Origin of the sequence: Haloferax sp. S1W, assembly GCF_044593955.1 — an archaeon.
Classification (GTDB): domain Archaea; phylum Halobacteriota; class Halobacteria; order Halobacteriales; family Haloferacaceae; genus Haloferax.
The window spans coordinates 2,140,746-2,158,556 of record NZ_CP172595.1 but is presented as its reverse complement, the minus strand read 5'-3'; the positions used below and the strand labels follow the sequence as shown (position 1 = coordinate 2,158,556).

18 protein-coding genes and 1 tRNA gene are annotated in these 17,811 nt (G+C 60.8%); 10 read left to right on the top strand and 9 right to left on the bottom strand.

The window, feature by feature from the left end:
• Window positions 1-25: 25 nt before the first annotated feature.
• A complete protein-coding gene (locus tag ACH9L7_RS11380; protein ID WP_396610820.1) occupies window positions 26-2,209 on the top strand; it encodes an elongation factor EF-2 in 2,184 nt (727 codons plus the stop codon).
• Between the two features lie 81 nt (window positions 2,210-2,290).
• Here the strand turns inward: ACH9L7_RS11380 and ACH9L7_RS11375 are convergent, their stop codons facing one another.
• On the bottom strand, window positions 2,291-3,274 hold the full coding sequence (locus tag ACH9L7_RS11375) for an SMP-30/gluconolactonase/LRE family protein (protein WP_396610819.1): 984 nt from the start codon (window positions 3,272-3,274) through the stop codon (window positions 2,291-2,293).
• Window positions 3,275-3,666: 392 nt separating this feature from the next.
• Window positions 3,667-4,386, bottom strand: a complete 720-nt coding sequence (locus tag ACH9L7_RS11370) for a plastocyanin/azurin family copper-binding protein (protein WP_396610818.1) — start codon at window positions 4,384-4,386, stop codon at window positions 3,667-3,669.
• A 398-nt stretch (window positions 4,387-4,784) separates the two neighbouring features.
• On the opposite strand from ACH9L7_RS11370, the gene ACH9L7_RS11365 reads away from it, so the two are divergent.
• From ACH9L7_RS11365 to ACH9L7_RS11325, 9 genes are all read left to right on the top strand, one after another.
• The gene (locus ACH9L7_RS11365) at window positions 4,785-5,348 is read left to right on the top strand and encodes an amino acid-binding protein (RefSeq protein ID WP_396613267.1); all 564 of its coding nucleotides are present in this window, start codon (window positions 4,785-4,787) and stop codon (window positions 5,346-5,348) included.
• Window positions 5,345-6,298: a homoserine dehydrogenase gene (locus tag ACH9L7_RS11360; RefSeq protein ID WP_396610817.1), complete on the top strand. Its 954-nt coding sequence runs from the start codon at window positions 5,345-5,347 to the stop codon at window positions 6,296-6,298. Before ACH9L7_RS11365 ends, ACH9L7_RS11360 begins: the two co-directional genes overlap by 4 nt.
• Window positions 6,299-6,488: 190 nt before the next feature.
• Window positions 6,489-7,754 (top strand): translation elongation factor EF-1 subunit alpha, encoded by a 1,266-nt coding sequence (tuf, locus tag ACH9L7_RS11355; protein ID WP_396610816.1) that lies wholly within the window; start codon window positions 6,489-6,491, stop codon window positions 7,752-7,754.
• A 2-nt stretch (window positions 7,755-7,756) separates the two neighbouring features.
• Window positions 7,757-8,065, top strand: coding sequence for a 30S ribosomal protein S10 (gene rpsJ, locus ACH9L7_RS11350; protein ID WP_004044563.1), 309 nt, complete (start codon window positions 7,757-7,759; stop codon window positions 8,063-8,065).
• 327 nt (window positions 8,066-8,392) lie between these two features.
• A tRNA-Ala gene (locus ACH9L7_RS11345) sits at window positions 8,393-8,464 on the top strand.
• 179 nt (window positions 8,465-8,643) lie between these two features.
• Window positions 8,644-8,874 carry a hypothetical protein gene (locus ACH9L7_RS11340; RefSeq protein WP_396610815.1) on the top strand — a complete coding sequence of 77 codons (231 nt, stop codon included), beginning with the start codon at window positions 8,644-8,646 and terminating at the stop codon, window positions 8,872-8,874.
• Window positions 8,874-9,341, top strand: coding sequence for a hypothetical protein (locus tag ACH9L7_RS11335; protein ID WP_396610814.1), 468 nt, complete (start codon window positions 8,874-8,876; stop codon window positions 9,339-9,341). The genes ACH9L7_RS11340 and ACH9L7_RS11335 overlap by 1 nt, the downstream gene beginning before the upstream one ends.
• Window positions 9,338-9,895, top strand: coding sequence for a hypothetical protein (locus ACH9L7_RS11330; protein WP_396610813.1), 558 nt, complete (start codon window positions 9,338-9,340; stop codon window positions 9,893-9,895). The genes ACH9L7_RS11335 and ACH9L7_RS11330 overlap by 4 nt, the downstream gene beginning before the upstream one ends.
• 58 nt (window positions 9,896-9,953) lie before the next feature.
• Window positions 9,954-11,654: a helix-turn-helix transcriptional regulator gene (locus ACH9L7_RS11325; protein ID WP_396610812.1), complete on the top strand. Its 1,701-nt coding sequence runs from the start codon at window positions 9,954-9,956 to the stop codon at window positions 11,652-11,654.
• Window positions 11,655-11,954: 300 nt separating this feature from the next.
• Here ACH9L7_RS11325 and ACH9L7_RS11320 read toward each other — a convergent pair whose 3' ends face one another.
• The 7 genes from ACH9L7_RS11320 to ACH9L7_RS11290 form a co-directional block, all read right to left on the bottom strand.
• Window positions 11,955-12,716, bottom strand: coding sequence for a hypothetical protein (locus tag ACH9L7_RS11320; RefSeq protein WP_396610811.1), 762 nt, complete (start codon window positions 12,714-12,716; stop codon window positions 11,955-11,957).
• 34 nt (window positions 12,717-12,750) lie between these two features.
• Entirely contained in the window at window positions 12,751-13,140 is a 390-nt protein-coding gene (locus ACH9L7_RS11315) for a hypothetical protein (RefSeq protein WP_396610810.1), read from the bottom strand.
• A 170-nt stretch (window positions 13,141-13,310) separates the two neighbouring features.
• On the bottom strand, window positions 13,311-14,474 hold the full coding sequence (locus ACH9L7_RS11310; RefSeq protein WP_396610809.1) for a hypothetical protein: 1,164 nt from the start codon (window positions 14,472-14,474) through the stop codon (window positions 13,311-13,313).
• The gene (locus ACH9L7_RS11305) at window positions 14,471-14,734 is read right to left on the bottom strand and encodes a hypothetical protein (protein WP_396610808.1); all 264 of its coding nucleotides are present in this window, start codon (window positions 14,732-14,734) and stop codon (window positions 14,471-14,473) included. The genes ACH9L7_RS11310 and ACH9L7_RS11305 overlap by 4 nt, the downstream gene beginning before the upstream one ends.
• The gene (locus tag ACH9L7_RS11300) at window positions 14,731-15,495 is read right to left on the bottom strand and encodes a hypothetical protein (RefSeq protein WP_074792693.1); all 765 of its coding nucleotides are present in this window, start codon (window positions 15,493-15,495) and stop codon (window positions 14,731-14,733) included. The genes ACH9L7_RS11305 and ACH9L7_RS11300 overlap by 4 nt, the downstream gene beginning before the upstream one ends.
• Complete coding sequence (locus ACH9L7_RS11295; RefSeq protein WP_396610807.1) at window positions 15,492-16,070, bottom strand: hypothetical protein; 579 nt, start codon at window positions 16,068-16,070, stop codon at window positions 15,492-15,494. The genes ACH9L7_RS11300 and ACH9L7_RS11295 overlap by 4 nt, the downstream gene beginning before the upstream one ends.
• Before the next feature lie 30 nt (window positions 16,071-16,100).
• Window positions 16,101-17,810: a hypothetical protein gene (locus ACH9L7_RS11290; RefSeq protein ID WP_396610806.1), complete on the bottom strand. Its 1,710-nt coding sequence runs from the start codon at window positions 17,808-17,810 to the stop codon at window positions 16,101-16,103.
• Window position 17,811 lies beyond the last annotated feature (1 nt).

Genomic DNA, 17,811 nt, shown 5'->3' with positions numbered 1-17,811 from the left:
CCTCCTTCCGGTAGACCTCTGTATAATGGGCCGACGAAAGAAAATCGTCCAAGAATGTGAGAAGCTGATGGACAAGCCGGAGCAGATCCGGAACATCGCCATCGCAGCTCACGTCGACCACGGGAAGACGACCCTTTCGGACAACCTCCTCGCGGGTGCAGGCATGATCTCTGACGAGACTGCCGGCCAACAGCTCGCGATGGACACGAAAGAGGACGAACAGGAACGCGGTATCACCATCGACGCAGCAAACGTCTCGATGACGCACGAGTACGATGATGAGAACCACCTCATCAACCTCATCGACACGCCTGGCCACGTCGACTTCGGTGGCGACGTGACACGCGCGATGCGCGCCGTCGACGGTGCGCTCGTCGTCGTCGACGCCGTCGAGGGTGCCATGCCGCAGACCGAGACGGTGCTGCGTCAGGCACTCCGCGAGGGTGTCAAGCCGGCCCTGTTCATCAACAAGGTCGACCGCCTCATCAACGAGCTGCAGGAAGGTCCCGAGGAGATGCAGCAGCGTCTCGTCGACGTCATCTCCGACGTTAACGAACTCATCCGCGGCATGACCAAAGAGAAGGACTACGACTGGACGGTCTCCGTCGAAGACGGTACCGTCGCCTTCGGTTCCGCCCTCTACAAGTGGGGTGTCTCGATGCCGTCGATGGAAGCGACGGGTATCTCCTTCGCCGACATCATCGACCTCGAACGCGCGAGCAACCGTCAGGAACTCCACGAGCGCACGCCGCTTTCGGACGTCGTTCTCGACATGGTCGCGGAGCACTTCCCCAACCCCCTCGACGCGCAGCCCCGTCGTATCCCGACGGTCTGGCGCGGCGACTCCGAATCCGAACTCGCACGGCAGATGCGCGAAGTCGACGACGAAGGCGAAGTCGTCTTCATGGCGACGGACATCTCGATGGACCCCCACGCGGGCGAAATCGCGACCGGCCGCCTCTTCTCCGGTACCATCCGCAAGGGTCAGGAGCTGTACGTCTCCGGTACCGCGGGCAAGAACCGCGTCCAGTCCGTCGGTGTCTTCATGGGTGGCGAGCGCGAGGAACTCGACCGCGGCGTCCCCGCAGGGAACATCGCAGCCGTCACGGGTCTCCGTGACGCTATCGCGGGTTCCACCGTCTCCTCGGTCGAGATGACGCCGTTCGAGTCCATCGAGCACATCTCCGAGCCTGTCATCACGAAGTCCGTCGAGGCAGAGCGCATGGACGACCTGCCGAAGCTCATCGAGACGCTCCAGCAGGTCGCAAAGGAAGACCCGACCATCCGCATCGAGATTAACGAGGACACGGGCGAGCACCTGATCTCCGGTCAGGGTGAACTCCACCTCGAAGTCATCACGCAGCGTATCCGCGACAACCAGGGCATCCCGGTCCGCACCGGTGAGCCGATTGTTGTCTACCGCGAGCAGGTCCAAGGCTCCTCCCACGAAGTCGAGGGTGTCTCCCCGAACCGCCACAACAAGTTCTACATCACGGCGGAACCCCTCTCGCAGGACATCGTCGACTCCATCAAGCTCGGCGAAATCTCGATGGACATGCCCGAACTGGAGCGCCGTGAGGCACTGCAGGAAGCCGGCATGGACAAGGACACGTCCCAGAACGTCGAACACATCCACGGGACGAACATCCTCATCGACGACACGAAGGGTATCCAGCACCTCAACGAGACGATGGAACTCGTCATCGAGGGTCTCGAAGAGGCGCTCGACGATGGTCCGCTCGCCGCGGAACCCGTTCAGGGTACGCTCCTCCGTCTCCACGACGCGAAGCTCCACGAGGACACCATCCACCGTGGTCCCGCGCAGGTCATCCCTGCGACGCGTGACGCGGTCCACCGCTCGCTCATCGCGGGTCAGGTGAAGCTCCTCGAACCCATCCAGAACGTCCGCATCGACGTTCCGTCCGACTACATGGGCTCGGCCTCCGGCGAGATTCAGGGTCGCCGCGGCCGCGTCGACGACATGTATCAGGAAGGTGACCTCATGGTCATCGAGGGTATCGCACCCGTCGAAGAGATGATTGGCTTCTCCTCGGACGTTCGCTCCGCCACGGAAGGCCGCGCCTCCTGGAACACGGAGAACGCCGGCTTCCGCGTGCTCTCGGACAACCTCCAGCGCGAGAAGATTATGGAGATTCGCGAGCGCAAGGGCATGAAGCTCGAGCTTTCGCAGGCTATCGACTACATCTAAAAGCGCTCGACCGCGCTTTTTTGCGTACTTATCCCGCAGCGACGGCGCTGCGTTTCGTCGGCCCCTTCTCCGGCCCGACCGTCAGGGGTGAATCGGTCGCCCGGGCGTTCCCACGTCGAGTGTCATCAGACTGGGCGACTGCATCGACAGCAGCGCGAAGTTCGTGATGAAAAGCGTCTTTTGCTCGCCGCGGGACGTTCCGAAGGTCACGTCTGAAGGGTTGTCGAGTCCGTCGGCAGCCGTCGCGAGCGTTTCGATACGCCGGTCGTGTCCCACCTTGACGACCGTATTCTGCCCGATTACGCCGACGTAGACGTTGTCGTGGACGTCGATTGCGATCCCGTCCGACGCGAATAGTCGTTCGTCCGCGACGAACAACTCGGGTGTCCCAGCACTGCCGTCTGGGTTCGTGGGAATCGCGACGATGTGGCCTTTCTCCGTGTTCGCCACGTAGACCGTTCCGTCGCTTCCGCGGGCGATTCCGTTTGCGCCGATTGGGAAGCCGAATCCGACGGCCCCGGTTCCTTCCAGCAGCGGGTCGGACACCCACTCGGAGACGGACCCCTCGCTCACTCGCAGCACCGCACCGCCAATGGAGTCGGTGACGAGCAGCGAGTGGCCGTCGAGCAGGATGTCGTTGGGGAGCGTTTCGGGGTCTAACGCGGCGAAGAGTGACGGGTCTTCGCCGCGAGGAATCTGCCAGATGCCGTGGGTGTCGCTTCCGGCCGAGTTCAGGGTGATAAGGCAGGCGTAGAGCGTTCCCTTTGGGGTCACTTCGACGCCGATGACGCCGATTCCGGTACCGGTGTCGAACGTCGCAAGCGTCGACTGGGTCTGATTATCCGGTGAAATCGTCCGAATCTCACCGAGAGGCGTGAAGCTCACGTACTTTCTCCCGCGCCTGTCGATGGCGATGTTCTCCGGGAACTCACCGGCTGTGGGGTCGTAGGTGAAAAGCGTGTGCGGACCGGCGTGCGCAGACGCGGTTCCGCCGACCACGCCGAGCGTGCCGAGACCGACGCCGAGCGTCTTGAGTGCGGTTCGTCGTGTAATGTCGTGTGTCATTGGTCGTCTCCACTTTCGAATGGCTCCCCGCGGATGGCCGATAGCCAGGTCTTCGCTCCGGGTGTTGTCCGGAGTGCCGTTCGCTCTGTCTTCGTGCCGCCTTCGAGTTGTCGCCGCGTCGTCTTTCGTGCTGGGCGCGTGGCTCTCGGGGGAGTATTCCCCAATCAGTACGACTGCCCGGGCCATAATTATGATTTAGTTATTACATATTAGCTAGAGGTGTGTCTGTTAACGAAATTCTGAATAGGAGCCGTGTGTCGAATCTCTGGTTCCAAAATGATACGTATATTGTCAATTAAATCGGCGGTGTGACGAACACGCAGTTCAGAGTGCGGCGGTACGCGCTTCGAAGGGGTACACGGACGAACTCATTCGTCCTGTTTTCCCCTCGATCAGAGTGTCAGGTCTGCCCACGCAACCGACCCTTCGCTCACGATGTTCGCTGGAGTCAACTCGGGTGCGCCCAGCACGGTTCCGGCGTTCGGAATCGGAAGTGGCCCGTAGGTGTCCGACGGGACGTTCCCGTCACCGGAGACGATGATTCGAGCAACCATTCCGAGACCGAGGTGGGGAAGGCAGTTGATGTCGTAGACGCCCTGCTTCGTGAACCGGTAGAGCCACGAGTCGTCATCGACGACCGGTGGCGAGGTGAAGGCGTTCGAGGTTGGCACCCGGTTCGGAAGGCCCTCGTACTTCGGATGGAACGATGTCACCGTGTGGAGTCCGTCGTGAACGGTGAACTCGACAACGTCTCCGGGGTTCACGTGCAACCCCACCGGGTCGAAGAAGAACTCCGCCGGAATTTCCGCCCCGGATTCGGGGTCGACTGGGAACCCTTCGTGGATATCCCCCTCGTGGACGTGGAGTCCGACGACGTGGTCGACAAGCCCCGAGGGGACGTTCTCGCCCGCCGCGTACGGTGCGCCGTACACATCGTCGATTCGGGCTCCGCGGTTCGCACTCGCTGTCGCCGTCCCACCGAGCGCCGATACTGCCGCACCGACGCCGAATACTTTCATCAGCGTCCGGCGGTTCATTCCGTGATTCTTTAAAACCTCTATCAGTTCGTCGTCACTGAGGTCGAGGTCATCTGTGTCTCTTTGTTTGGTCATCGGTCTTCGCTGCCGTTTCCGACTCACCGATTGGTGTGGCAACTGACAGCGTGTGAATATCGACGGAGAACGGATTTGTTATCAATTTACTAATCAGAATAGTATTCTCTTAATTGAGGGTAATAAAGACCATAATATTGGGGGGAACATGGCCCGTCAAGACACATCGACCGCCCATCGAATGGACGCGACAGACTCACACATTCGACCATGTGAATTGCCACCACGGAATCAACATCGGCAAACCGTGACGGCTACGAAGGCTTATACCCCATGGCCGAATGACGGTCACATATGCGTACGGGCACGTATCCCGACACCTGGCGCTTCGACGCGAAACCACGGCAGAGCAACGCGTCGCCCACAACACTGTCGGGGCGGCCCATGGGGGTGGGACGATGAGCGCACAGGATGCTGGCAGCGACGCCGAGACCGACGGCAGCGGGGAGCTTCCCCAACCGCACACGATTCGACTCGAACTCGTGGACGAGCCCGGTCAACTCCTCTCTGCGCTTCAGCCCATCGCCGAAAACGGCGGTAACTTGCTTTCCATCTTCCACGAGCGGGGGAATCTGACGCCGCGCGGACATATCCCGGTCGAAGTCGACCTGGAGTGTCCGCCGGACCGATTCAATACAATCGTGGATGCACTCCGAGACGCCGGTATCAACGTCATCCGCGCCGGTGCGGAACATTTCGGAGAGACGGTGTCTCTCATCCTCATCGGTGACCTCGTAGACACGGACCTCTCCGATACGCTCCACAGCATCGAAGACCGCGCAGTTGCGACCGTGACGGATGTCTCTCTTTCCGCTCCATCGGGGACCCAAGAGCCATCCAGCGCCCGCCTGCGCCTTGCGACGCGGTCTGGAAAGACCAGCGAAGCACTTGCGGTCGTTCGCGACATTGCGGCCGAGAAAGACTTGCATGTCGTCGAACCTCTCACGGAGGAGTCGGCATGAGCCTCAACCTCGCCATCCTCGGTGCGGGTGCGGTCGGTGGCTCCGTCCTCGACCTCGCGGGTGACTACGGACACGAGGTCGTCGCCTTCGCGGACTCCTCGTCGTCGGTCTCCGACCCGACGGGTCTCGACCCGGAAACCGTTCGCACGCGGAAAGAACGCGAAGGAATCGTCGGTGACGGCGACCTCGACGCCGTGTTCGATACCGACTACGACGTACTCATCGAGGCCACGCCGACCACGCTCGGCGACGCGGAACCGGGCTTTTCGCACGTCGAGCGCGCGCTCGCGGACGACCGCCACGTCGTGTTGGCGAACAAAGGGCCGGTCGCAGAACGCTACGGCGACCTCCGCGCGCTCGAAGCAGAAAGCGAGGGAACTGTGCAGTTCGAGGCCGCCGTCGGCGGCGCGATTCCGGTCCTCTCGACCATCTCGGACCTCGGCCCTGGCCACGTCACTGCCGCGCGCGGCGTCCTCAACGGGACGGCAAACTTCATCCTCTCGCGGATGGCTGCCGAGGGACTCGACTACGAACACGTCCTCGCGGAGGCCCAAGACCTCGGTGTCGCGGAGGCCGACCCCTCGTTCGACGTGGACGGCATCGACGCCGCGCTGAAGTTCGTCATCCTCGCCAACGTCCTGAGTGACGGCGACGCGGAGTATCGACTCGACGACGCCGACGTCGAGGGCATCCGGAACGTTCCGGGGTCGGCGCTCGACCTCGCCGCGGAAGACGGTCGGACGGTTCGGCTCATCGGCGAGGCGACCGCTTCGGGCGTGCGCGTCGCGCCGCGGTTGGTGCCACAAGGCTCCGCGCTCTCGGTCACGGGCACGCAAAACATCGTTCAGTTGGAGACGACCCACGCGGGCCAACTGAACATCAGCGGCCGCGGTGCGGGTGGTCCGGAGACGGCGACCGCCGTGCTGTCTGACGTTTCGCGGCTGGAATAACCGCGTCTCAGGCCCACTCGGACCATCTTCTCGTCGTTCAGCCGATGAGCGATTCGTCTTCCGAACCACTGTGGTATGGTTCCGCAAATCGCAGTACGACGGTTAGACGGCCCGTAGAGCGTATCGAAATCGTTTTAGGGGTTTCAGCGAAAACACTCCCCACAGAGCGCCTTAGCGCGTGAATATATCAATGAGCGACAAACCCCACCAGAACCTGGCCATCATCGGCCACGTCGACCACGGTAAGAGTACGCTCGTCGGCCGACTCCTGTTCGAGACCGGTTCCGTCCCGGAACACGTCATCGAGCAGCACCGAGAAGAGGCCGAGGAGAAGGGCAAGGGCGGATTCGAATTCGCCTACGTCATGGACAACCTCGCAGAAGAGCGCGAGCGCGGTGTCACCATCGACATCGCCCACCAGGAATTCGACACGGATGAATTCTACTTCACCATCGTCGACTGTCCTGGCCACCGTGACTTCGTCAAGAACATGATCACGGGTGCCTCGCAGGCTGACAACGCGGTTCTCGTCGTCGCTGCTGACGACGGTGTCGCACCTCAGACCCGCGAGCACGTCTTCCTCGCCCGCACCCTCGGTATCGGCGAACTCATCATCGCGGTCAACAAGATGGACGTCGTCGACTACAGCGAAGACACCTACAACGAAGTCAAAGAGCAGGTCGGAAACCTCCTCAACCAGGTCCGCTTCAACTCCGACGACGCGACCTACGTGCCGATTTCGGCCTTCGAGGGCGACAACATCGCCGAGAAGTCCGACAACACCTCCTGGTACGATGGCGACATCCTCCTCGAGGCCCTCAACAACCTGCCGGCACCGCAGCCGCCGACGGACGCGCCGCTGCGCCTGCCCATCCAGGACGTTTACACTATCTCCGGTATCGGTACCGTCCCTGTCGGACGTATCGAGACGGGTACCCTCAACCCCGGCGACAACGTGAGCTTCCAGCCCTCTGACGTCGGCGGCGAGGTCAAGACCGTCGAGATGCACCACGAAGAAGTCGATGGCGCGGGCCCCGGCGACAACGTCGGATTCAACGTCCGTGGCGTCGGCAAGGACGACATCCGCCGCGGCGACGTCTGTGGCCCGGCCGACAACCCGCCGAAGGTCGCCGAGACCTTCCAGGCGCAGGTCGTCGTCATGCAGCACCCCTCGGTCATCACGGCTGGTTACACGCCGGTCTTCCACGCCCACACGGCGCAGGTCGCGTGTACCATCGAGTCCATCGACCAGAAGCTCGACCCCGCGTCGGGTGAGGTCGCTGAGGAGAACCCGGACTTCATCAAGTCCGGCGACGCTGCCATCGTGACCGTCCGTCCGCAGAAGCCTCTCAGCATCGAGCCGTCGTCCGAGATTCCGGAACTCGGCAGCTTCGCTGTCCGTGACATGGGTCAGACCATCGCGGCCGGCAAGGTGCTCGAGGTCAACGAGCGGTAACGATGCAACAGGCACGCGTTCGGCTCGCCGGCACGAGTCCGGAAGACCTCGACGACATCTGCGACGACGTCCGCGAAATCGCGAACAAGACGGGCGTCAACCTCAGCGGGCCGATCCCGCTGCCGACGAAGACGCTCGAAGTCCCCGCCCGCAAATCGCCTGACGGCGAGGGGACTGCGACGTGGGAACACTGGGAAATGCGCGTCCACAAGCGTCTCATCGACCTCGATGCAGACGAACGTGCGCTGCGTCAACTGATGCGCGTCCAGGTTCCGAACGACGTCAGCATCGAGATCGTCCTCGAAGACTGAACACGGTCTGTCCTTCGTGGACACACCGTCCGTGACGTGACGGGCCGTCCGTCACATTCGCGGCTGTCGAGGCGCGCGTCCGGAGGACTCTGCCTCCGAGCTGGTTCACAGCGCTAAGGCGCGTGTCACCGCACTTCCGCTTCGGCACGCCGACAGCCACACCACAGACGTGAGCGTGGCGTCTGCGCGTCGACCATTCGGAGACAGGTGACAGCGACTCGTCGGAAGCCGTACGAACGAATCGCCAGACGGAACGAGATGCTATCGCATGCCCGCCCGGACAAGAAACATAGGGTATAAGTGTATCCCACGACTCCGTGGGAGTGAGGGCTCGTAGATCAGTGGCAGATCGCTTCCTTCGCAAGGAAGAGGCCCGGGGTTCAAATCCCCGCGAGTCCACTTTCGTTACTACCGCACACTAAGGAACGTAGACTGCCGAGAGGCGTCTTCTACCCGCCGTTCTCTGTTCCGCTTTATGTAGGAGCGGCAGCCCCGAAAATCGGATTCTGTTCGCGGGACACTCTCGAGTTCACGTCGTATCCTCATTCACTCGATGGAAACCGGGGGTGGTCGGCGTGATGACCCTCTCGTTCGACGAGAAGACGAGTGGGTGTCTGAACTGTGGCGCTCACGTCTCGTCGAACTTCCGTCGCGTCTACGGAGACGAGGATGACCGGGTTCACCGCTGTCCTGAGTGCGACACACTCGTTCGTCTCCACCGCGGGAGTGCTGCCGGTCTCGAGGTTCGGATTCCAGACCCACAGTACGCACTCGGTCGTCACGGTGGGCAGCCTGAGGGGTGGTCCTGATGGCTATCGCGGCGTCGAAACGTGCGGGCGATACCGTCGAGTCCGCCGTTCTCCAGCGATACCCCGAGCTGCGGCACGTTTCCGACGATGTTGAGGAACACTACGATGCGGTCACGGTCTCGTTACTCTCCCCGAGTCGAGACCTGCCGTTCGTCGGTCTCTGTCTCCTCGAAGTCGGGACTGTCGTCGAGATCAAGAGCGCGATGGTCGTCTACGGCGAGAACCAGCGTCGTGGTCGCTTCCTGATTCGGGAGAACCAGCACGAGCATCTCCTCGAGGAAGGCGGCGTCTACCTCTTCGCGGTCTGTGCGCCCACGCCCGAGAGGGACATCATCGCCGCGAAGGTCGTTCCCGCGAGTCTTGTCGACGAGTTCGAATTTTCGTGGGTCTCACGGAAAACGCGGTCGAGCTACGCACAATTTGCGTGGTCTCGTGTCTTCGCCCCGAAGGAGGTGGAGGGACAGTGAGCGTCCGGGGGACCTACTTCACGGCGCTCGCGAACGGTGAAGTCGTTCCTGGAGACGGTCATCGCGTCTTCGCCATCGTCCGCGATGTCCCCGAGGGGGCCGAGAGCATCGTCGAACGGACGCTTCCGCACCTTGCACCGCCCGAATCACTCGAGAACGCCCGTCGCCGTGTCGAAGAGGCTGCCGAGAGTGACGGCATTGACGACGCGCTCGCAGTCTCGTGGCGTTCGACCAACTTCGAGACCCGATTCGCGGAGTATCTTCAATCGGCCGGTGCGCGTGAAGTCCTCGCGAAGATCAGTTCTGACGCCACTGAGACGACCGTCTGGCTGGTCTCGTGGCGCGCTGACGACGACTACGATCATCGCCGCATCGTCCTCGACGAACTCCGACAGCGGACGCAGGACGGCCCCTGTGACGAGGGAGAACACCGATGGCGGCGTGGGTCCGTCGTTGGTGTCTCCGTTTGCGACATCTGTGGCTACTCCTCGCAGTCTATCACTGACTGGTTCGGTCAGGAGGTCTGCATCGCTTACGGAGGTGATCGCCGGTGAGCGACTGCATCTTCCGGTGTGACCACTGTGGCCGTGATCTCGTTGGGGAGGTGGGCGAGTGAACGAAAGTCGCTTCGCGACGGGGTTGATCGCGACGACACCCCACGAACTGGGTGCGCATCTCAACTTCGGAGCGAACCGCATGAGTCCCTACTGGGCGCTCTCGAAGCTCCTCATCTCGCACTTCGACGGCCACGCCGAGCTGGATGTCGAACTTCCGACCGGCCCTGACGACACGTCTGAGGGCGCGCACATCCGCCTCACCTACAAGCGGGGGAAGATCGACCCTCGCGCGGACTTCGGTATCGAGACCGACGGCGAGTACGGGATGTACGAACCTCGGATTCACTGGTCGGGTCATGGTCAACGGAAGGCCCACTTCCACGTTCGGCCGCGGTTCGCCGGGATGAAACACGTCGAGACGGGCGAACCGATTACGTCCGCCTTCGATAACGACGAACACCCGAGCGAGGGCGTGAACATCCACGTCCAAGGGTCGAACCTCGAACCCGACGAGTACCTGGTCGTCCTTCGCTACGTCCTCCTAGCGCTCGCGAAGGAAGCCGGAGAGTGGTGGGATACGCGATACTTCAAACGACCACTCGACAGCTCTCGGATTCACACCTACGAGCGATACCTCCGGATTCTTCGCGAACACTCGTCGAAGGTCGTCTCTCGAGGTGGCATCATCTCGAAGCTCCGCGAGCTGTACGCGACCGAACTCGGGACGGAAACGATGTTCAAGCTCTCGAATAAGAACATCATCGGGTACAACCACCGCGTACTACTGCCGAAGCGGGCGGTTCAGGAACTCCCCGGTCTCGAGTACGGCGTTCAGCTCAAGCACTACCACCCCGAGTACGTCCGCCACAACCAGACGACGAACGACGCGCTGCGAGACCCGAAGATCGGCGTGCTGTTCAAGCGCGGGAAGGACGAGGAAGGTTCGCTCCGACTGAACAAGCGAACCGTTCGGTGGAGTGACCGCGAAGAACTGTCTCGCCAGCTCGAGGAGTTCCTCGTCAACGTCGTTTCGTGGGCGGGTCTCTCGGTGAGTCCCGGTCCGGGGTTCGTCGCCGACGACCACTTCCAGAACCGCGAGAGTGACCGGAAGGTTGGGCTGTACGATGACCCCACGCCGGAGATGGAGACGAAACAGGATTCGATTCTCGTCCGGACGCTCCTGGAGGCGGACGAACGAGAACGCGAAGTTCTGAAAACCGCCACCGACGGCGGTGAGATGCACTACTCGGAACTCGCAGAAGAGACTGACAACAGCGTCTCGACGGTCTACCGTGCCCTGGAGAAGCTCGACGGCCTCCTGGAGAAGGACAATGGCAACGTCCGGTTCGTGAGTCAAAAACTCCACGAGGACCTGCGGGAGATCTTCGCGGTCGCGCAGTCGCAGGTCGAAACCGCCCGTGCTGCGGCGGCGTCGATTCTCGACATGGACCCGAACCAGCTCGCGAAGGCCGGTGCATCACTCCAGAAGTGGATGAACCGGTACGTCGCGGAGTTCGCAGAGACGCGAGACAATCGACTCCTGGTCAAGATCAACAGCCTCCTCGCTCGGAACAGCCTCTACTCGCGCGAGAGTAGGGCACCAGTCCTGAGCGATGTCGTCGACGAACTGTACGAGGCGTGGCTCGAGGCTGGTCGAATGCCGAATCGGTTGCTGAATGGTCGGCTTCAGGTGGAGGTCATGGACGTGGGCGGCGCTACGACGACGAGTATTCCGGTGTCCAGAATCGTCGAGTAGCCCGCTCCGTGTGAGTGGCAACACTACCTCGAACCCCTTCTTTTTCAACTCCACTTTCATACCACCGGGGTGCTACCCAAGCCGAGTTGCGTTAGTGGCGACTCCGACTCGTCCTCGAGGTGATCGTCCGAGGTCGCCGGACGGGGTATCTTCCCCCTACGTGGGAAGACCCCCTTAGGAAGTGTGCCTAAGGGCACGCGCCTGCGGCGCGAAAAAATACAGGGGGTTGCTTCGGTGGTCGATGTTCCAGGTGATGCAGGGGAAGCGAAGGATGAATTCACCAGTGACGCTGGTGACTCACTATAGATTATACTCGATACCCATCCGCCCTGAGAAGTTTCTGTTAAATCCTTTTACATGTCGAATAGCCCAGTCAGCACAACTAGCGCTTAGGCATTGGGTTGGGAAAAACGGATCACCACTGGCTGCAAGAGGGTTTAGCTCAAACCTACCTTGGAGACTCTCCTCAAACCCGTATACATTCTCAAGATCATCTTCTATCCCTCCTTCCTGCCACTTTGGTTCGTAGTGGACGAGTTTATTTCTCATCCAGTTTAACAGAATAAGCTGTTCAAGAGGAGTAGAATTGCGGTCGAACTCATCTAGCTCCGCAATATCCAATATGACGTTATACTTGATCGGGCTACTAGCCTTACGAAGCCTTTTATCAAGGTTATCAGCCGTTAAAATCTGCTCACGGGTGTTAGAATCAAGGTTTGGATAGTGCAGCTTGTTGCCTTTCTCAGCTCGTTCGACATCTTCTGATATCTTGAATAAGAACTCTTTGAACCAGCTTTCAACGAAAGAAGCTGAGCTGACTAGTGCATTCATCGTAAATGCTGTATGTCGTTTCTTCACGTCGTTTGGAATTAGCCGATGGTCGTGGTCGTGGTATATCGCTTCGATTTCTGAAGCCTGATCTTTGAATATTTCTGCATTTTCGAGATGTCGGCTTGACAGTCCGACGAGGACAGACACGGTCGCACTTGATGCACTTGCAGTTACTGTTGATGTCGATGCACGGATGACATCTTCCTCACTCCCCTCTTCGCTTTCACACATAATTGTTAGTCCACGCTCCGAGGTTGTAAAGTTATTACCCTCTAAATATCTTACTTGGCGGTATTTTTGCTTGGGCTGAATCTCGGTGCCCTCCTGATTCGTAAAACTCCAATTGTAGATTCTTTGCTCTCAGACTCCGGGAACGAACGACTTGGATACCGCTCCCTATTGCTCTGTATGCGACGAATACGTACACACCATCTCTTGAGACGAGATCCCTATGATACTCCTCAAACACCCGAAACCGTCCGGTCTTCCCACTTCTCCGATTCAGCATCGCCGCCTTGATCTCGACAGGAGTCCCGTCGCTCGCCCTCGCGTCGTACCAACTCGTGTGTTCCATCTCCAGTCCGTACCGCTCTCGAGCAGCACGCTCGGCGAGCGCCCCGTATCTCGCCGCCTTCTTGGAGCGATTCGTCGGCATGACCTATGACCCACCTCGAATTCTCGTCTCCTCGAACTGACCGACACCAAAAACCGCGGAAATCCGGGGTTCGGGTGACCACCGGGGTCCGGCCAAATGGGGCCATGCTGTAAGTAAGTATGCGGCCACGGGGGGTGTGTGGTGGTGGACACTCTCGGAGGTCGTCGCCGTCATGCAGTTTCCTCTTTCGGGGTGTCCACGATGTCCCGATGCATGCCTTCCTTCCACTCACGAACGCGGTCGCCGACCCACGACGAGGAGTACGGAACGAGGAACTCGTCGTCTGAGGTGTCACGCTTCCCGATTTCGCGGTAGCTCATCCCGTTGGACTCGTCCCACGGGCGAGCAGCACGCACGGCCGTCGCAATCGCCTCGCGCTTCGCAACGTCCGAGGCGGACACAGACTCATCTTCGTCGTCGTCTCCCTCGTCCTCGAGGTCGACGGCGAACGACGACGCTTCGTGTTCGTCGTAGGATTCGGCGGTGTCGGTGATGCCGCGGTACTCGGCCACCTCGTCGAACTTGTCGGTGGTTCCGGCCGACTCGAGGATACGAACGCGGCCGGGGTCCGACCGGGTGGGCTTCTCGAAGATCGCGGAGTAGAGTCTGCGGAGGTCCTTCGCGGTGTCCGCGCGGGTGTGGCCGACGATCAGGACGCTGCCGCGCTTGGCGTATCTGTCGCCCGATTCCTTCTTTCGGACGTACTTGAGCGCCTTGGCGAATCTGTCTGCCTGTGCTGCCTCTGCCCCTCGAGACGTGAGCGACTGGCTGCCCTCGTCGATAACGGCGAGTACCGGACCATCGAAGTTCGCCATCTCGTCGAGCATCGAGCGAGCGCCTTCGATGTGCGTCCCGCCGTCCCACTTGATGTTGGTGACGACCTTGCCGCCGGTGAGTGCCTTCCAGATACGCGCCACGTCGAGTGTCATCGCGGTCTTACCAGCTCCCGGTGGTCCGAGAACAGCCGCGATTGCACCCTCGTCGGTGAGCATTCGGGCCATCCGCGTGAGGCCCTCGTCGCCCGACTTGGAGTTGTTCACCAGCCCGACCATGCCCTGGAGGACAGAGACGTTCCCGTACTCGTAGGCCGTGTTGACCGCATTCGTCGATGCCGACGAGAGGATAATCTCGGCCATGCGCGTATCGAGGAAGTCGGTCGCGCGGTCCTCCCACAGCGAGCAGTAGTAGTTGAGGACGTTCAGCGTGTGCTCGTCGTCGACGAGACCGGCGAAGCGGCGGATGTACTCGGGGTCTTTCCCCTCGAGTTCACCGCGGAGGAACGAGCGGCCCTGTGCGGCCGCGTAGACGGTTTGGTCACCACGACGACTACTCATGCATCTCCCTCCAGCGGATACTGTCTCGTGTCCCACCAGTTGAGGAGACGGTACATGAGCTGGATGACGAGCGGGAAGCTCACGAGGAGGATGACGAGCCACGCGATGCCTGCCGCGTCAGTGAGCGTCGGCCAGATCTCCGCGCGATAGAGCGCGTAGAACATCGCGAACGCTGAACCTCGGAGTGCCGTCCACCGGAGAATCATCCGAGTCGGCTGGTCGTAGAGTTCGTCGGAACTCGGGATGATGGTCAAGGTCATGCCGGACCCCCGTCGTTCCGAAGCTCACCGACCGGCTCGAGCGCCTCACCAGCGTCGTCTTCGATGATGAGGTCCATACCGTTGGCCCACTCGTCAGATTCCTCCTGGATGTCGTCGTTCTTCAGGCGAGAGGGGAGGAGTTCGTCTGGAACCTCGTCGCGGAGAACGTCGTCGATAGTGAGGCCACCCATCGACGGGGCAAGGTGGCCCTCGAGGGCGGCGTTCTGTGCGGCCGCCCGCTCTCGGTCGAGACGCCGGACGATGCTCACCAGGTTGTCGCGGACGTACTTGCCGTACTGAGCTTGTGGTTCGAGGTGGTTCACCAGTTCGGTGATGATGTTGAGCGCCTCGCCGATCTCGTGATGACCGACAATCTCCGAGTGGGGTCGAGACTCGCGCCACGTCCCGACAGCGACGTTCGAATCCGGATTGTAGTGGTAGCACTCGTAGGCCTCGCCGAGGCTCTCAGACAGCGGGTTGAGCGTCCCCGCTTTGACCTGGAGTTCGGCGTACTTGTCCATCGAGAGTTCCCACGTCTCGACTCGAGACGTTTCCTTGGCGTTGATGACGACGAGCGTCACGGTCGGTGGGTCGGGAATCAGGTCGTCGATCTTCCCGCTCGCGATGACCGCGGCGATACCCGCCATGAGGAGTCCACCGCCAGCGACACCCCACCACGCGGGGAGTTCGACACTCCCTGTGGAGACCGCTGCTGCACCGATACCTCCGAACACCAGGAGGTCGCGTCCTGAGAGGCTCATAGCGTACGCTCCGCGGTCATCTGTTGTTCTTCACGCTTCCGCTTGACGTAGCGATACGTTCCGGCGGCCGAGACGATGGCTGCCCCACCGACGAGCGCGTTCGCGGTTCCCCACTCGACGGGTGGGTTTCCTCCGGTACGCATCGAGTCACTCCGGAGGAGGACCGCGTTGCCAGTTGACCCGACGGTGATTGCACTCGCATCGTCGAAGACCATCCCGTCGAACCGGAGGGTCGTGGTTCCGGGAGTGAGACTGTACCTTCGACTCGGTATCTCGACTGACCGAGCGCCGGAGCCTTCGCTCATGGATTTCACGACAGCCGCAGTATCGGAGATCTGGATGATGGTCGGCAGCTCCGCCTTGATCGTGACTCGGAAGGTGCCGTTTTCATCGACTTCCCACCGAGTGATTCGGGCGGTCGGGGTCAAGTCATAGCTGACAGTTTCCCCGACCGTCGTCGAGGGCGCGGCTGTCGTCGTGGAGTTGTTCGTCGAGTCGGTGGCGACGACTGTACCACCGAGCGCGGGCGATGCGACTGTGATGAGCATGATGAGTGTGATGAGCGTTTTGCGCATGGTCCGAAAGAGGAAGTTCGAGTGCCGGTGCTACCCGCGGAAGACGACGATAACGGCGACAGCGATGAGGACGATGATGGCCTTCGTTTCGCCAGTAAGATTGCCGAGGTCCAAGCCTCCCCCACCACCTCCGACCGTGGCCTCACGCTCTTCGATTTCTTGGCGGAGTTCGGTGAGTTGCTGCTGCATTTCGAGCAGTTCAGTGGTGTTCGCCGTCTTGTAGACGTATGTCGTTGTATTCTGGCTCTGGACTTCGGTCCCATCCTTTGCGGTCATCTCGGTGATAGTGAACTCACCAGTGAAGTCCACTTTCTCACCGTCTACAGTCGCCATGAACACCGGACCAGTGATGTTCGAGGCGTTGTACGTCGTGTTTGCCTGCCACGCGCCGCCGGGTGCGTTGCGAGCAAGCACGAGGCCCTGATAGGTGACGCCGTTGTACGTCACGTTCATCATCCCCGAAGAGTTCAGCGAGGGCGTGTCGAAGCCCATCAGCGCGAGCGCTGCCGTCGAGCGGTACAGCCCTTCGCTCTCGTTGGCGCTGCGGACACCGTACTCGAACATCGCAGTGTGACCCGAGATTACGTCCGAGGCGTTGATTCGCCCCGATTCGAAATCGGTCCATGTCGCATCAACGAAGTGGTCCGCCTCAGCCTGCAGCGCATCATTTTGCGCCTGAATCGCGGTGAAGAGTGTGTTGTACCGAGTTTGATTCAGGTACTCTTGATGGTTGTAATTCGAGTTTGGTGCCCATACCCAGATGTAACTGAGCGTTATCGTGTCTCCGGTGTTGGATTTTTGATAGGTTGGCGAGGAACTGTTGAGAGCAAACGTTCTGTTGCCCTCGAAGCCCCAGTCATCCCATTTTGCGTACACTTCGAGAGCGTACACATCAGAGGAAGACCCGTTGGGTAACGTGACGGTGGTCGCAGTGTCACTGCCGGTTAAGCGAGAGGTTCCGGTTGAATCGTTACGCCAAGGGCCACCAGCCCTCCCGAGAGCCATCACATCGCCCCGCGAAATACCGTCCTCCATCGCCGAGCGGTCGGAGATAGCCTTCGCGGCTATCAGCGACGTATTCCACGAGTTGATGAGGTTGACACTCTTGGTCGAATAGTACGCGGCGATAGCTTCTCTCGCCGCAACCTTCGCTTCCGCCTTCGTAGCGCCGTTAGTGTACGCTTCAGCGATGGCGACTTGCGCTTTCATCCACGCAGTGGATTCGGTATCTTGGAGATAGTTTTCCGTAGTAACCAAGCCCTGTTCCTTCTGTTCGTCTTGAGCGGTTGCGGCGGCGAACATATCGACTTTCGTCTGATTTGCATCCGTCTGTTGAAGCTCAGAGACCGCCTGACTCACCTGATACTGGGTCGAACAGGGATGGTCAGGGTCCTCGTTGACGTTCTGGAACGTCATCACGTCGTAGATGAACGAGTCGAGTGTCGAACACTCGTCACCCCATATCGACGTGGCAGCCGCCGGAGCAGTCGCCGAGGACGTGACGAGCATTCCGACGAGTGCGAGCGCGGCAACTCGTCGGCTTATGACCTTGACCTCGGTTGGCGCGTCGTCGAGGATGTGACCAAAGCCGAGGTCCATCATCGACACACGGAGTGCGATGAAGACGAGCGCGACCAGCGCGAGAGCCAGCGCAGGCGCAGTCTCACCGTGAACCCCGGCGAGGTAGGCGGCGGCCGTGGAGAGTCCGACGGCCGTGTAGGTCGTTGCGAGCTGAATCATG

What these genes read in the sequence shown, in the direction of transcription:
- ACH9L7_RS11320 (WP_396610811.1), bottom strand. Translation starts at nt 12,716, where the DNA reads ATGTGTGAAAGCGAAGAGGGGAGTGAGGAAGATGTCATCCGTGCATCG.
- ACH9L7_RS11375 (WP_396610819.1), bottom strand. Translation starts at nt 3,274, where the DNA reads ATGACACACGACATTACACGACGAACCGCACTCAAGACGCTCGGCGTC.
- ACH9L7_RS11370 (WP_396610818.1), bottom strand. Translation starts at nt 4,386, where the DNA reads ATGACCAAACAAAGAGACACAGATGACCTCGACCTCAGTGACGACGAA.
- ACH9L7_RS11380 (WP_396610820.1), top strand. Translation starts at nt 26, where the DNA reads ATGGGCCGACGAAAGAAAATCGTCCAAGAATGTGAGAAGCTGATGGAC.
- rpsJ (WP_004044563.1), top strand. Translation starts at nt 7,757, where the DNA reads ATGCAACAGGCACGCGTTCGGCTCGCCGGCACGAGTCCGGAAGACCTC.
- ACH9L7_RS11335 (WP_396610814.1), top strand. Translation starts at nt 8,874, where the DNA reads ATGGCTATCGCGGCGTCGAAACGTGCGGGCGATACCGTCGAGTCCGCC.
- ACH9L7_RS11310 (WP_396610809.1), bottom strand. Translation starts at nt 14,474, where the DNA reads ATGAGTAGTCGTCGTGGTGACCAAACCGTCTACGCGGCCGCACAGGGC.
- ACH9L7_RS11360 (WP_396610817.1), top strand. Translation starts at nt 5,345, where the DNA reads ATGAGCCTCAACCTCGCCATCCTCGGTGCGGGTGCGGTCGGTGGCTCC.
- ACH9L7_RS11365 (WP_396613267.1), top strand. Translation starts at nt 4,785, where the DNA reads ATGAGCGCACAGGATGCTGGCAGCGACGCCGAGACCGACGGCAGCGGG.
- ACH9L7_RS11340 (WP_396610815.1), top strand. Translation starts at nt 8,644, where the DNA reads ATGACCCTCTCGTTCGACGAGAAGACGAGTGGGTGTCTGAACTGTGGC.
- ACH9L7_RS11315 (WP_396610810.1), bottom strand. Translation starts at nt 13,140, where the DNA reads ATGCCGACGAATCGCTCCAAGAAGGCGGCGAGATACGGGGCGCTCGCC.
- ACH9L7_RS11300 (WP_074792693.1), bottom strand. Translation starts at nt 15,495, where the DNA reads ATGAGCCTCTCAGGACGCGACCTCCTGGTGTTCGGAGGTATCGGTGCA.
- ACH9L7_RS11305 (WP_396610808.1), bottom strand. Translation starts at nt 14,734, where the DNA reads ATGACCTTGACCATCATCCCGAGTTCCGACGAACTCTACGACCAGCCG.
- ACH9L7_RS11290 (WP_396610806.1), bottom strand. Translation starts at nt 17,810, where the DNA reads ATGATTCAGCTCGCAACGACCTACACGGCCGTCGGACTCTCCACGGCC.
- ACH9L7_RS11295 (WP_396610807.1), bottom strand. Translation starts at nt 16,070, where the DNA reads ATGCGCAAAACGCTCATCACACTCATCATGCTCATCACAGTCGCATCG.
- tuf (WP_396610816.1), top strand. Translation starts at nt 6,489, where the DNA reads ATGAGCGACAAACCCCACCAGAACCTGGCCATCATCGGCCACGTCGAC.